Source organism: Streptomyces sp. NPDC052107 (assembly GCF_040680215.1).
Lineage (GTDB): Bacteria > Actinomycetota > Actinomycetes > Streptomycetales > Streptomycetaceae > Streptomyces.
In genome coordinates, this window is sequence record NZ_JBFAWG010000007.1 from 216,453 (window position 1) to 229,191 (window position 12,739).

The window sequence follows — 12,739 nt, forward strand, 5'->3', positions numbered from 1 at the left end:
ACACATTCCACTAATTTCAGGACCGCCGGTAGCGACCGAACAGAAATCCGGCGTCTTCGAGGAGGGACACGAGTTCGAACCGGTGCGGCACGGCGACCGACGGCCCCCCGGCGATGCGCTGTGCGTCGCCCGCGGTGAGCATGGGCGACAGGGTCAGGCACAGCTCGTCCAGCACCTCGGCCGCGACCAGCTGGCCGAGCAGCCGGGGACCGCCCTCGGTGAGCAGCCGGGTGTGGCCGAGCCCGGCCAGGGCACGCACCGCCCGCACGGGGTCGACGCCGCTGCCCTCACCGGCGATCACCACCTTGGCGCCGGCCTTCTCGGCGGCGGCGACGCGGTCGGGGGCGGCCGCGGATCCGGTCAGGACCAGCGTGGGCACCAGGGGCGAGGTGAACAGCGGGAGCGAGAAGTCCAGATCCAGGCTCGCGGTGACGACCGCGATCGCCGGCGCCGGGCCCTGTCCGGCGGCCTCCCGGGCCTCGGCGAACTCCGCACGCGCGCGTGCGGGCCGGTACCCCTCCTGGCGTACCGTTTCCGCGCCCACCACGATCACGTCCGCGAGCGCCCGCAGCGTGCCGAAGATCCGCATGTCGGCGGCGCTGGAGATGGGCTGGGACCGCCCCTCGTGCTGGGCGGCGCCGTCGAGCGTGGAGACCATGTTGGCCCGCAGCCACGGCCGCGGGGCGCCCGGCGGCTCCGGGTAGGCGTACGCGGCGGCCAGCTCGGCGAGGCTCCACTCACGGTCGACGTGGGCGTCGTGGTCCACGTGGACGCCATGGTCGACGTGGCCGCCATGGTCGACGTGGCCGCCGGCACCACTGGGCGCATGGGCCACCCTGGTCCCGGCAACCTTGGTCGCCCCCTCCCTCTCGGCCGTCCCGCCGGAGGCCTGGGCTGCTGTTTCGTCGGTCACAGGGAACAGGCGTCGCATGTCGTGCAGTGTGACACGGCGCTTAGCATGGACAACCGTGTCGTCCTCCACCACCGCCCCCGGATCCAGCCCTCTGACCGACGCGGGCCCCCTCTCCCTGTGCGCCCGCGAGCCGCACGTGCCCGCGGACCGGCTGGTCGCCGAGATGGTCCCGCCCCCACGCTTCGACTCGGTCCGCTTCTCGACCTACATACCGGACCCGAACCAGCCCAGTCAGAGCGAGGCCGTACAGGTGCTCGAGGGCTTCGCGGGCGGGCTCGGCGGGGCGCACGCCTCCGGCGCCGGCAGGCGCGGACTCTTCGGCTTCGGCAGGGCCAAGGCACCCAAGGCCCCGGCCGGCCCGCGCGGGGTCTACCTGGACGGCGGCTACGGCGTCGGCAAGACCCATCTGCTCGCCTCCCTGTGGCACGCCACCCCGGCCGAGCCCGCGCTCAAGGCGTTCGGCACCTTCGTGGAGCTGACGAACCTGGTCGGCGCCCTCGGCTTCCAGCAGACCGTGCGGACCCTCTCCGGCCACCGCCTGCTGTGCATCGACGAGTTCGAGCTGGACGACCCGGGCGACACGGTCCTCGTGTCGACCCTCCTCGGCAAGCTGGTCGAAGCGGGCGTGGCGCTCGCCGCCACCTCCAACACGCTGCCGGGCAAGCTGGGCGAGGGCCGGTTCGCCGCCGCCGACTTCCTGCGCGAGATCCAGGGCCTGTCGGCCCACTTCCGCACCCTGCGCATCGACGGCGAGGACTACCGCCACCGCGGCCTGCCCGAGGCGCCGAAGCCCTTCACCGACGAAGAGGTGACGAAGGCGGCCTACGCCACCCCGGGCGCCTCGCTCGACGACTTCCCGCATCTGCTGGACCACCTGGCCAAGGTCCACCCGAGCCGGTACGGCGGGCTGACCGACGGCGTGCAGGCGGTGTGCCTCACCGACGTGCGGCCGGTGCCGGACCAGTCGACGGCGCTGCGGCTCGTGGTGCTCGCGGACCGGCTCTACGACCGTGAGGTCCCGGTGCTGGCCTCGGGCCTGCCGTTCGACAAGCTGTTCAGCGAGGAGATGCTGAACGGCGGCTACCGCAAGAAGTACTTCCGCGCGATATCCCGGCTCACCGCGCTGGCCCGCGACGCGAAGGGGCTCGTCGGCTCCTAGTCAAGAGCGAGTTCGCGCCACGCGACCGGCACTTTTCACGCTCTCTTGCGCTCGTAACGCGTAGTTAACCCTGCAAAGGACTTTGCAGGGTTAACGTGTTTCTTGACCAACCATTGACCAGTGTTTGGCGCGCGCTAGAGACGTGAGACTTCCGGGAGGAGGGCGCATGTTCCGAGGTACGACGGCCCGGGCCGTTCTCGCTTCCGTTGCCGTCGTCCTGCTCGCCCTGCTGTTCTCCGCCCCCACGGATCCCTTCACATCTGCGCACACTCTCCGTGAAACAACGGCCAAGGCCGAGTCCGGAACCACGTCGCCCGAACAGCCGGTGCGCGACGCGGCGGAGGTGGTCCGCGCCCCCGCCTCCCGCTGCGCGCAGGAGCACCCGCTGATAACCGGCCGGGCAGCCGGTACCGGCCCCTCACACACACCCGGCACCGCGCACGGCCCGGTCCCCAGAGCCTCCAGAGCCCACGCACCGGCAGCACTTCAGGTCTTCCGCTGCTGACAGGCGCTCAGCTTTCCCCCACAACCGTCGTTCAAGTCCGACGCGCCATTCAGGCGCGCCAGGAGGAACCACATACATGCAGCCCCTCATCGACAACGCCCGTACCTTCGGACAGCGCCCTGAGGAGTTCGCCAGGCTCGCCGAAGGCCAGTCCCCGCAGGTGCTGTTCATCACCTGCTCCGATTCCCGGGTCGTCCCGGCCCTGATCACGGGCGCCCGCCCCGGCGAGCTCTTCGAGCTGCGCACCGCGGGCAACATCGTCCCGCCCCACACCTCGCAGCACCCCACCAGCGAGGCCGCCACCATCGAGTACGCCGTGGAGGTGCTCGGCGTCCGCGACATCGTGGTCTGCGGTCACTCGCACTGCGGTGCCGTCGGCGCGCTGGTGCGCGGCGACGACCTGACCGCCGTACCCGCCGTGCGCGACTGGCTCGCGCACGCCACCCCGCGCCCGGCCGGCCAGGCCGAGGACCCGGAGGTCGCCGAGGGCGTGCAGGCGCACGTGCTGACCCAGTTGCTCCGGCTGCGCTGCTACCCATGCGTCGAGCGCAAGCTGGCGGAGGGTCAACTCGGCCTGCATGCCTGGTACTACGAGGTGCACACCGGCGCCGTACGGGCGCACCGCCCGCAGACCGACACCTTCGAGTCCCTGTGAGCGCGCCGGTGACCAGCAAGAACCTCATATCCCGGTTTTCCTGCCTGCGGCAGGACTTCGCCGCCTCCCTCGTCGTCTTCCTGGTCGCGCTGCCGCTGTGCGTGGGCGTGGCCGTCGCCTCCGGGGTCCCGGCCGAACTCGGCCTGGTCACCGGCATCGTGGGCGGCCTCGTCACCGGGCTGATGCGGGGCAGCAGCCTGCAGGTGTCGGGGCCGGCGGCCGGCCTGACCGTGCTCGTCTTCGAGGCGGTCAAGGAATTCGGGCTGCCGGCACTCGGCGTGATCGTGCTCGCCTCCGGACTCCTCCAGGTGGCCATGGGCCTGCTGAGGCTGGGCCGTTGGTTCCGCGCCATCTCGGTCTCCGTCGTCGAGGGCATGCTGGCCGGAATCGGACTGGTGCTCATCGCCGGGCAGTTGTATCCGGCGCTGGCCGTCAAGGCCCCCGATTCCGGCCTGGGCAAGATCGCCGGGCTGCCCGGGGCGTTCCTGGACGCCCTCGGCGACGGCAGGGCGGTGGCCTCGCTCGCGGTGTGCGCGGGCACGGTCGCGGTGCTGCTGCTGTGGAAGCACCTCCCGGCGAAGGCGCGGACGCTGCCCGGCCCGCTGGCCGCGGTCGGTCTCGCCACGGTGGCCGCCTTCGCGCTGGACCTGCCGATGGCCACGGTCGAAGTGCAGGGCTTGCTCGGCTCGGTCCAGCCGCCGCCGCTGAGCGCGTTCGGCGAGCTGGCGAGTGCCGGGCTGCTCGGCACGATCGTCGCGTTCACGCTGATCGCCTCCGCCGAGTCGCTGTTCAGCGCGGCGGCCGTGGACCGGCTGCACTCCGGTCCGCGCACCGAGTACGACCGCGAGCTGGTCGCGCAGGGCGCCGGCAACACGGTGTGCGGGCTGCTGGGCGCGCTGCCGATGACCGCGGTGATCGTGCGCAGCGCGGCCAACGTGCAGGCGGGCGCCCGTACCAAGGCCTCCCGCGTTCTGCACGGCGTGTGGCTGCTGCTGTTCGCCGCGCTGCTGCCGGACGTGCTCGCCCACATCCCGGTCCCGGCCCTCGCGGGCATCCTGATCCACTCGGGCGCCAAGCTGGTGCCGGTCCGGGCGCTGGCCGTGCTGTGGCGCGAGCACCGGGGCGAGGCGCTGATCCTGGCGGTGACGGCGGTCTCGATCGTGGCGGTCAGCATGTTCGAGGGCGTGCTGATCGGCCTGGCGATGGCGGTGGTCAAGACCGCCTGGCAGGCCTCGCACGTCAAGCTGGAGGTCGTCGACAAGGGGGCGGGCCCGGTCGACGCCCATCTCTCGGGCAACGCGACCTTCCTGCGGCTGCCGAAGATCCTGGACAGCCTGGAGTCGCTGCCCCGGGACCGCCCGGTCCGCCTGGACCTGTCCGGTCTGCACCATCTGGACCACGCCTGCCGTACGGCCCTGGAGAACTGGGCCGAGCGGCACAGTGCGGCGGGGACGGAGCCGGTGAGGGTCACGACGCCGGCCCGCTGACGGCCGCTCTCTCCGGGCCGGGGTCCGACGCCCCTCGGCACCCCGGCCCGATCCCCCCGGCTTATGGCTTCCACCCCACCCCGGGCATATGGTTACAGCAGCGGACGAAATCAGACCTCTCCGTGAGGAGGTCACCATGCTCCAGGAGCTGCTGGGCGCCGTGGCGGCGGCGGGTTCGGTCGCCGTGGTCTACCTGGCGATGGCGGCGCGTGTCGTCAAGCAGTACGAGCGAGGCGTGCTCTTCCGCCTCGGCCGGGTGGTGGGAGGCGAACGCGAGCCCGGCCTGACCCTGGTGATCCCGTTCGTGGACCGGCTGCACAAGGTCAACATGCAGATCGTCACGATGCCGATCCCGGCCCAGGAGGGCATCACCCGCGACAACGTCACCGTCCGCGTGGACGCCGTCGTCTACTTCCGCGTGGTCGACGCGGCGAGCGCCCTGGTGAAGGTCGAGGACTACAAGTTCGCGGTGTCGCAGATGGCCCAGACGTCGCTGCGGTCGATCATCGGCAAGAGCGACCTGGACGACCTGCTCTCCAACCGCGAGAAGCTCAACGAGGGCCTGGAGCTGATGATCGACAGCCCGGCCGTCGGCTGGGGCATCCAGGTCGACCGGGTGGAGATCAAGGACGTCTCCCTGCCGGACACGATGAAGCGGTCCATGGCCCGCCAGGCCGAGGCCGACCGGGAGCGCCGGGCCCGGATCATCAACGCGGACGCCGAGTACCAGGCCTCCAAGAAGCTGGCCGAGGCGGCCCAGCAGATGGCCGACACCCCGGCCGCGCTCCAGCTGAGGCTGCTGCAGACCGTGATGGCGGTGTCCGCCGAGAAGAACTCCACGCTGGTCCTGCCCATCCCGGTGGAGCTGCTGCACTTCCTGGAGCGGGGCAACCAGCAGGCCGCGCCGAACGGTGACAGGGAACGCCGCCTGGAGAAAGGCGAACAGCAGGCCGTGCCGAACGAGGACGGAGAGCTCCCCTCCGGATAACGTGCCGGGCATGCGCAGGAGCTGGATGATCGCCGTGGCCGCGATGGCCTTCGTCGCGGGCTGCGGGGACGGCGCCGAACCGGCCGCCGCGCCGTCCCCAAGCGGAGCCCGCCGGCTGACCGTCACCAGTACCTACGCCGACGGCGGCACCGTCCCGCGCCGGCACACCTGCGACGGCGCCGACGTCTCGCCTCCGCTGGCCCTCACCGGCGTACCCGCGCGGACGTCCTCACTGGCCCTGCTCCTGCGGGACCCCGACGCCCCGCACGGCACGTTCACGCACTGGCTGGTGTGGGACATCGACCCGCACACCACGCGGCTGTCCGCCGGGGAGCATCCGCGGGCGGCGAGCGAGGGCCGCAACGACTTCGGGAAGACCGGGTACAGCGGTCCCTGCCCGCCGCGCGGTGACCCGCCGCACCGCTATGTCCTCACGGTGTACGCCGTCGACCGGCGTGTGTCGCTCGCCGCGGGGGCCTCGCCGACGGATCTGCTGAAGGCGCTTTCCGGGCACTCGCTGGCTGTGGGCACGTTGACGGGACGGTACGGACGGGGGTAGTGCCGCACAGGGAAAGGGTGACCCGTGGCCAAGGAGAACGGCAAGGATCTCCGGGATTTGCTGCGTCTCCCGCCCGGTGAGCCGGTCGACCTCGCCGCGTACGTCACCCGGGCCACGCCGGGTGCCCCCGCCGGGAAGAAGGCGGCCCTGCAGGACACCACGCCTGCGGGTAAACGGCTGGCCGAGCTCCAGGTGCGGTTGTGGGCGGCGGGACCGGCGGCGCTGGTGGCCGAGCATGGGCATCGAGTGCGGTGGGAGACCCGGGACGAGGAGGGCGCCCTGCACGCGGTCTCGGCCCGCTGCACCCACCTCGGCTGTCTGGTCGCCTTCAACCGGGCCGAACGCGCCTGGGAGTGCCCCTGCCACGGCTCGCGCTTCGACGTCGACGGCACGGTGATCCAGGGCCCGGCGGTGCGGCCGCTGGAGCGGCGTGACCTGTGAGGTTCCCGGGATCCCGGCGGGCTCACCGGGGCTCGCCGCCGCGCGGGTGACCGTGCCGCCGCGTCGCCGGACATATCGCCGTACAAGCGATCATTCAGTCCTACGTTCATACGGTGATCCCACGAGTACGCCGTATCACCGCCGTCTGTGTCCTGGGCGTGGCTCTCGCGGCCTGCGGTGGCGCGGGCCCCGTGGGCCATGCCCGTCAGGTCCCGGACAAGTCCGCCGTCTCCGCCTCTGCGTCCGCCTCGCGTCCGCCCGTGCTGGCCCCGGGTCCCGGCGGCCTGACCCCGGTCTTCGAGCACGGCCCGCGCACCCTGGGCAAGACGGTCGCGCTGACCTTCGACGCCGACATGACCGCCGACCAGGGGCCGCGCGCCGCCGCCGGCGAACACTTCGACAACCCGGACCTCATCGGCACCCTGCGCGTACTGAAGGTGCCGGCGACGATCTTCATGACCGGCCGCTGGGCCGACGAGTACCCGACCGAGGCCCGCAGCCTCGGCCACGACCCGCAGTTCGAGGTCGCCAACCACTCCTACAGCCACTACGCGTTCACCCGCGACTGCCACGGCCTGCCGACCGTCGCCGCCGGCAGGATGCGGTCGGACGTGGAGCGGGCGTACGCCTCCCTGCACAAGGCGGGCGTACCGCACGCGCTGCCGTACTTCCGCTTCCCCGGCGGCTGTTACGACCGGCGGGCGCTGCGCGCGCTGAGCGGGCTCGGGGTGACCGCGGTGCAGTGGGACGTGGTGAGCGGCGACGCGTTCGCCACCGACGCCGGCGCCGTCACCGAGCAGGTGCTGGACGGGGTGAAGCCCGGCTCGGTGGTCGTCATGCACTGCACCAGCAGCGCCGCCCCGACCACCGAGCGGGTCGTCCGCGCGGTCGTACCGGAACTGCGCAAGCGGGGCTACCGGTTCGTGAAGGTCTCCGAGCTGATCGGCGAGACCAGCGGACACCGCTGACCGGCCTACGCTGGAGGCATGAGCGACGAGGACTACTGCACGGTCGTCCAGGCGGCGAAACCACCCAGGGCCGACGGGCCGCCGTACGCGGAGTGCGTGCTGTGCCGGGAGCCGACGGAGTACCCGGAGTCGTACAAGGGCATCACGCTCTGCCCCCGGTGTGAATGGCTGGAGGCGCAGCGCACGGCCTGCTCGGGCTGACCGGCTCGCCGACACGGCCCTCCGTCGGCGCGTCCGGGCGGGCGAGGAGGCGGAGCGGGGTGGACTTTCCGGTGCTGTTCGCTCCTTCTACGCGGGTGAGGGTTCCGGGGGTGACGGTGAGGTCGACGCCCGCAAAATGGACACGGCCCGGCGCCCCTTAAGGTTGGCTGGTGTGAGCCATGTTTCAGCCTCCCCCGGAGACAGTCCCTTCCAGGCCGAGCGCAATCCGCGCGACGAGGCGCCACAGTTCGTGCTGCCCCTCGTCGTACGGATCGAGAAGAGCGCGCCGCCGGCGCGTACCGACGCGCTGGAGACGGCCGCCCGGGCGGTGCTGGTGCTGCTCGGGGACGAACGGGCGCACGGGGACGGCGAGTGGGCAGCGGCCGTACGGAGCTGGGAGGACGCGCGGATCCGCAAGGTCGTGCGGCGGGCCAGGGGCGCCGAGTGGCGGCGGGCCGGGGCGCTGCCGGGGATCACGGTGACCGGTAAGTCCGCGCAGGTACGGGTCTTCCCGCCGGTCCCGCTCGACGGCTGGCCCAAGGACCTGGCCAAGCTCCAGGTGTCCGGCACCGAGCTGGACGACCCGGAGCCGCCCGTCGCCGCCGACGCGGCGCAGCCGGTGCTGTGGCTGAATCCCGAGCTGGAGATGTCGGCCGGTAAGGCGATGGCGCAGGCCGGGCACGCTGCCCAGCTGGCCTGGTGGGCGCTGTCCGACGCCGAGCGCACCTCCTGGCGGGACGCGGGCTGCGCACTGGCCGTCCGTACGGCCGACCCCGCCGACTGGGCACGGCTGGCCGGCAGCGGCCTGCCGATGGTGCGGGACGCCGGCTTCACGGAGATCGCGCCGGGCAGCTGTACGGTCGTCGCCGACCACCCGGCGCTGCGCTAGGAGGGACCGATGACGCGGGTCGACGGGCGGGTCGAACGGGGCAACCGCACCCGCCGGCTGGTGCTGCGCCGCACGGTGGACATCGCCTCGGTCGAGGGCCTGGAGGCGCTCACCGTCGGCCGTCTCGCCGCCGAGCTGGAGCTGAGCAAGAGCGGGGTGTTCGCGCTCTTCGGCTCCAAGCAGGAACTGCAGCTGGCCACCGTGCGGGAGGCCGCGCGGATCTTCACCGAGCGGGTGATCCGGCCCGCGACCGAGACCCCGGCCGGCGTCGGCCGGGTGTGGCGGCTGTGCGAGCTGTGGCTGGAGTACTCGCGTGGCCGGGTGTTCCCGGGCGGCTGCTTCTTCTACGGCGCCATGGCCGAGTTCGACGCGCGGACGGGGCCCGTGCACGACGCCGTGGTCCGTGCGCAGCGCGACTGGTCGGCCCATGTCGAGCGCACGATCGACGAGGCCCGTACGGCGGGTGAGCTGCGCGCCGACACCGATGCCGCACAACTCGCCTTCGAGATAGTGGCGTTGCTGGAGACGGCGAACGCCCTGTCGGTGCTGCACGACGAGGAGACCGCGTACCGCAGGGCGCGGGTGGCCCTCGCGGAACGGCTGCGCGGTGCGGCCGTGGACGGTGTCCCGCTCCCCCGATTTCCCTGAGCCGAGGCGGTGTTGGGAATGGGGACGCATTTTCTAAAAAATAAGCACGTCCGTTCGCTTTGTTTTATGCTCGGGCCATGACTCTGACCGGAGCGGACTTCGTCGAACTCGACCGGATCGCCGTCCAGGAGGCCGTGCGCGTGGTGGACCTGGCCACGGACACCGACTGGACCCGGGACACCCCCTGCGCGGGCTGGACGTTGCGGCAGCTCGTCGCGCACATGACCGCACAGCACGTGGGGTTCGCCGCCGCGGCACGCGGGGCGGGGCGGGAACCGGAGCACTGGCGGCAGCCGGAGGACATGAGCGAGCCGGCCCGGGTCCACCGGTCGGCGGCGGCCTCGGTCCTGTCCGCCTTCGCCGAACCGGGCGCGGCCCGGCGGGAGTTCACGCTGCCGGAGCTGGGCGGCGGCTTTCCGGGCGGCCGGGCGATCAGCTTCCACTTCGTCGACTACGTCGTCCACGCCTGGGACGTCGCCGCCGCCCTCGGCACCAGGCCGGAACTCCCCGAGCACGTCCTCGTCGCCGCGCTCGCCGTGGCCCGTCGGGTGCCGACCGATCCCGGCCGGCGCGGCCCGGGCTTCGCTTTCGCCCCGGCACTGGAGGTGCCCGAGGGTTCCGGCCCGCTGGAGGAGGCACTGCGTCTGCTGGGCCGCAGCCCCGAGCAGTGGCCGGCCCGGGGCTGAAGCTCAAATGTTGCTCTGAACACGGCACGGAGGAGGTTCGGGTCCGGCCGCCGGGGCCATACCCCCGTCATTCGACGGAGGGATTCGCTGGACGGAGGGGAGCAGCCATGCGGCGACTGGGCACGGGGATCGGCTGGCGGCCGGAGATCGCGGACGCCGTGGAGCGCATGCCGGGCATCGACTGGGTGGAGGTCGTGGCGGAGAACGTCTGCCCCGGCCACCTTCCCGAGTCGCTGCTGCGGCTGCGCGAGCGCGGCGTGACCGTGATCCCGCACGGCGTCTCCCTCGGCCTCGGCGGCGCCGACCGCCCCGAGGAGGTCCGGCTGACGGCGCTGGCGGAGCGTGCGGAGGCCCTGGGTTCCCCCCTGGTCACCGAGCACATCGCGTTCGTCCGGGCGGGCGGCCCGCTCACCGCCTCCCCGCGCCTGGAGGCCGGGCACCTGCTGCCGGTGCCGCGCACCAGGGACGCCCTGGACGTGCTCTGCGAGAACGTACGCATCGCGCAGGACGCCCTTCCCGTGCCGCTGGCCCTGGAGAACATCGCCGCGCTGTTCTCCTGGCCGGGCGAGGAACTGACCGAGGGGCAGTTCCTGTCCGAGCTGGTCGAGCGCACCGGCGTACGGCTCCTGATCGACGTGGCCAACCTGCACACCAACCACGTCAACCGGGGCGAGGACCCGGCCGAGGCGCTGGCCGCGCTGCCCGTGGAGGCGATCGCCTACGCCCATGTCGCGGGCGGCTTCGAGCGTGACGGCGTCTGGCACGACAGCCACGCCCATCCCGTGCCGCACCCGGTACTCGACATCCTGACCGACCTCGCCGCCCGTACCGCGCCGCCCGGTGTCCTCCTGGAACGGGACGAGAACTTCCCCGAACCGGCCGAGCTGGAGCGGGAGTTGACGGTGATCCGGGACGCGGTGACGGCCGGGCGCACGCGGGCCGACGGGAGTACCGGGACCGGTGCCGTCGCCCGCTCCGAAGGCGGGGGTGTCGCCGTCCTGGCGCCGCCGGCGGTCCGTGCACGGGAGCGGCTCGCCGTCGCCCAGGCCGCCGTCCTGTCCTCGCTGGTGGCGGGGACGCCGGTGCCCGAGGGGTTGGACCGGGTGCGGATGGGGGTGCAGGCGCGGGCACTCACCTCGAAGCGGGCGGACGTGGTGGCGAAGGTGGCGCCGGAGCTGCCGGTCATTCTCGGCGACGGGTACCGGGCGGCGTTCCTGGACTACGCCCGGGTGCGGCCGATGACCGGGGGCTACCGACGGGACGCCCTGGATTTCGCGGGGCACTTGTTGAAAGCGGGGCGGCCGGAGGAGGCGGGGGCCCGGCGACAGCTCCGGGAGTGGTGGCTGGACCGGGCGGGTCCGGCACCGAGGTCCGGCGGACGGGTGGCCCGGGCGGCGCGGAAGGTACTGCTGCGCAGGGCATGACGTGGCGCCCGGTGCCGGTGCCGGCCGGGGGTCGGGTCGCTCACCGGCGCCGGCAGGGTGCATCCCACAGCGGGGGTAGCCCCAGCCCCAGCCCCAGCGGCACGACTGCCCGCAGCCACGGCGCGAAAGCGGGTGCGGCGACTGCAACTCCCCCAGGGGCGCAGGGCTGTATCGATACGCGGTTCCGCCGCGTGGGCGCGACCAGCCACAACACACCGGCAGCCGACAACACACCGCAACCCCAGCGGCAGCGAGGCACAGGGCACACCATCCCGACAGCCGCCGCACCCACAGCACCCCAACGGCGCCCACGCACACCCCCGAGCCCGGCGGCAGCCGAACGCACCCGAGTAATATGCCGCCCGCACCACACCCCCCTGCACACTCGCGTGCGGTGCGCTACAGGAGGCGTCATGCGACCCCGCCCCCCGGTCAAGGGCCGAGGCATATTCAGCGGCACAGGCCTCATCATCGCGGCCCTCGCGGCGACCGCGGCGGCGCTGCTCTACCCGCTCTGGTCGTACGCCGGCCACCAGAGCCCGGCGGCCGGTGCGACGGTGCTGAGCACGCAGACCGTGACGACCCCCTTCGGCCCCCTGTCCGCGCAGGACCGGGACTTCATCACCAAGGTCAGGCTGGCGGGGCTGTGGGAGCTGCCCGCCGGCGAGCTGGCGGAGCGGAAGGGCACCACGGCGGCCGTACGCACGGCGGGCCAGCACCTGGTCGACGGGCACACCTCGCTGGACGCCCATGTCCGCACCGTCGCCACCCAGCTCGGCGTACCGCTGCCCAACGAGCCGAACCAACAGCAGCAGCAGTGGCTCGACACCCTGAGGACAGCGCAGGGCCAGGACTTCGACCGCCAGTTCGCCGGCATCCTGCGGCTCGCCCACGGCCGGGTGTTCGCGCTGGTCGCCGCGGTCCGGGCCGGCACCCAGAACTCCCTGGTCCGCGATCTCGCCGACGACGCGAACGCGACCGTCCTGGATCACATCAAGGTCCTGGAGGCGACCGGGTACGTCGACTTCGCAGCGCTCGCGAAGGAGTTGGCCTCCTCGCCCACCCCCGTGCCGACCCCGACCGCCGTCGAACCGAGTGCCGCCGTGCCGGTCACCCCGTCGCCGGCCGAGTCGTACTCCCTGCCGCCCGTCGCCACCAGCCCGCCGCCGGCGACGAACGGCTCCTGACATCCCTGACCTGGGCGCGAAACGGAACG

14 protein-coding genes and 2 pseudogenes are annotated in these 12,739 nt (G+C 72.8%); 14 read left to right on the plus strand and 2 right to left on the minus strand.

The annotated features are described in order from the left end of the window. Positions 1-16 precede the first annotated feature (16 nt). Entirely contained in the window at positions 17-931 is a 915-nt protein-coding gene (locus AB0M27_RS10585; RefSeq protein ID WP_365720053.1) for a pyrimidine reductase family protein, read from the minus strand. 37 nt (positions 932-968) lie between these two features. On the opposite strand from AB0M27_RS10585, the gene zapE reads away from it, so the two are divergent. The 9 genes and pseudogenes from zapE to AB0M27_RS10630 all read left to right on the plus strand — a co-directional run bounded on the left by zapE (position 969) and on the right by AB0M27_RS10630 (position 7,876). Beyond that, positions 969-2,072: a cell division protein ZapE gene (gene zapE / locus AB0M27_RS10590; RefSeq protein WP_365720055.1), complete on the plus strand. Its 1,104-nt coding sequence runs from the start codon at positions 969-971 to the stop codon at positions 2,070-2,072. Between the two features lie 166 nt (positions 2,073-2,238). Continuing rightward, complete coding sequence (locus tag AB0M27_RS10595) at positions 2,239-2,577, plus strand: hypothetical protein (RefSeq protein WP_365720057.1); 339 nt, start codon at positions 2,239-2,241, stop codon at positions 2,575-2,577. Between the two features lie 76 nt (positions 2,578-2,653). Next, a complete protein-coding gene (locus AB0M27_RS10600) occupies positions 2,654-3,232 on the plus strand; it encodes a carbonic anhydrase (RefSeq protein ID WP_365720059.1) in 579 nt (192 codons plus the stop codon). An 8-nt stretch (positions 3,233-3,240) separates the two neighbouring features. Continuing rightward, complete coding sequence (locus AB0M27_RS10605) at positions 3,241-4,719, plus strand: SulP family inorganic anion transporter (protein WP_365720061.1); 1,479 nt, start codon at positions 3,241-3,243, stop codon at positions 4,717-4,719. 136 nt (positions 4,720-4,855) lie between these two features. Beyond that, entirely contained in the window at positions 4,856-5,707 is an 852-nt protein-coding gene (locus AB0M27_RS10610; protein ID WP_365720063.1) for a slipin family protein, read from the plus strand. Positions 5,708-5,717: 10 nt separating this feature from the next. Beyond that, positions 5,718-6,266, plus strand: coding sequence for a YbhB/YbcL family Raf kinase inhibitor-like protein (locus AB0M27_RS10615; RefSeq protein WP_365720065.1), 549 nt, complete (start codon positions 5,718-5,720; stop codon positions 6,264-6,266). Between the two features lie 261 nt (positions 6,267-6,527). After that, positions 6,528-6,707, plus strand: a pseudogene (locus AB0M27_RS10620) (Rieske 2Fe-2S domain-containing protein); the annotation flags it as partial. Between the two features lie 113 nt (positions 6,708-6,820). After that, a complete protein-coding gene (locus tag AB0M27_RS10625; RefSeq protein ID WP_365720067.1) occupies positions 6,821-7,675 on the plus strand; it encodes a polysaccharide deacetylase family protein in 855 nt (284 codons plus the stop codon). 18 nt (positions 7,676-7,693) lie between these two features. Continuing rightward, a complete protein-coding gene (locus AB0M27_RS10630; RefSeq protein WP_365720069.1) occupies positions 7,694-7,876 on the plus strand; it encodes a hypothetical protein in 183 nt (60 codons plus the stop codon). Position 7,877: 1 nt separating this feature from the next. On the opposite strand, the pseudogene AB0M27_RS10635 reads toward AB0M27_RS10630, so the two are convergent. Beyond that, a pseudogene (locus AB0M27_RS10635) lies at positions 7,878-8,006 on the minus strand (ABC transporter ATP-binding protein); the annotation flags it as partial. Between the two features lie 42 nt (positions 8,007-8,048). On the opposite strand from AB0M27_RS10635, the gene AB0M27_RS10640 reads away from it, so the two are divergent. From AB0M27_RS10640 to AB0M27_RS10660, 5 genes are all read left to right on the plus strand, one after another. After that, positions 8,049-8,765 (plus strand): aminoacyl-tRNA hydrolase, encoded by a 717-nt coding sequence (locus AB0M27_RS10640; RefSeq protein ID WP_365720071.1) that lies wholly within the window; start codon positions 8,049-8,051, stop codon positions 8,763-8,765. 9 nt (positions 8,766-8,774) lie between these two features. Continuing rightward, the gene (locus AB0M27_RS10645) at positions 8,775-9,413 is read left to right on the plus strand and encodes a TetR family transcriptional regulator (RefSeq protein WP_365720073.1); all 639 of its coding nucleotides are present in this window, start codon (positions 8,775-8,777) and stop codon (positions 9,411-9,413) included. 77 nt (positions 9,414-9,490) lie between these two features. After that, positions 9,491-10,099, plus strand: coding sequence for a TIGR03086 family metal-binding protein (locus tag AB0M27_RS10650; RefSeq protein WP_365720075.1), 609 nt, complete (start codon positions 9,491-9,493; stop codon positions 10,097-10,099). Between the two features lie 107 nt (positions 10,100-10,206). Further along, the gene (locus AB0M27_RS10655) at positions 10,207-11,523 is read left to right on the plus strand and encodes a DUF692 domain-containing protein (RefSeq protein WP_365720077.1); all 1,317 of its coding nucleotides are present in this window, start codon (positions 10,207-10,209) and stop codon (positions 11,521-11,523) included. Positions 11,524-11,936: 413 nt separating this feature from the next. Beyond that, on the plus strand, positions 11,937-12,710 hold the full coding sequence (locus tag AB0M27_RS10660; RefSeq protein ID WP_365720079.1) for a DUF4142 domain-containing protein: 774 nt from the start codon (positions 11,937-11,939) through the stop codon (positions 12,708-12,710). Positions 12,711-12,739: the final 29 nt, after the last annotated feature.

Excerpts from the sequence above, each read along its gene's own strand:
- AB0M27_RS10585 (WP_365720053.1), bottom strand. The coding sequence starts at position 931 with ATGCGACGCCTGTTCCCTGTGACCGACGAAACAGCAGCCCAGGCCTCC.
- AB0M27_RS10595 (WP_365720057.1), top strand. The coding sequence starts at position 2,239 with ATGTTCCGAGGTACGACGGCCCGGGCCGTTCTCGCTTCCGTTGCCGTC.
- AB0M27_RS10600 (WP_365720059.1), top strand. The coding sequence starts at position 2,654 with ATGCAGCCCCTCATCGACAACGCCCGTACCTTCGGACAGCGCCCTGAG.
- AB0M27_RS10610 (WP_365720063.1), top strand. The coding sequence starts at position 4,856 with ATGCTCCAGGAGCTGCTGGGCGCCGTGGCGGCGGCGGGTTCGGTCGCC.
- AB0M27_RS10615 (WP_365720065.1), top strand. The coding sequence starts at position 5,718 with ATGCGCAGGAGCTGGATGATCGCCGTGGCCGCGATGGCCTTCGTCGCG.
- AB0M27_RS10630 (WP_365720069.1), top strand. The coding sequence starts at position 7,694 with ATGAGCGACGAGGACTACTGCACGGTCGTCCAGGCGGCGAAACCACCC.
- AB0M27_RS10645 (WP_365720073.1), top strand. The coding sequence starts at position 8,775 with ATGACGCGGGTCGACGGGCGGGTCGAACGGGGCAACCGCACCCGCCGG.
- AB0M27_RS10650 (WP_365720075.1), top strand. The coding sequence starts at position 9,491 with ATGACTCTGACCGGAGCGGACTTCGTCGAACTCGACCGGATCGCCGTC.
- AB0M27_RS10655 (WP_365720077.1), top strand. The coding sequence starts at position 10,207 with ATGCGGCGACTGGGCACGGGGATCGGCTGGCGGCCGGAGATCGCGGAC.
- AB0M27_RS10660 (WP_365720079.1), top strand. The coding sequence starts at position 11,937 with ATGCGACCCCGCCCCCCGGTCAAGGGCCGAGGCATATTCAGCGGCACA.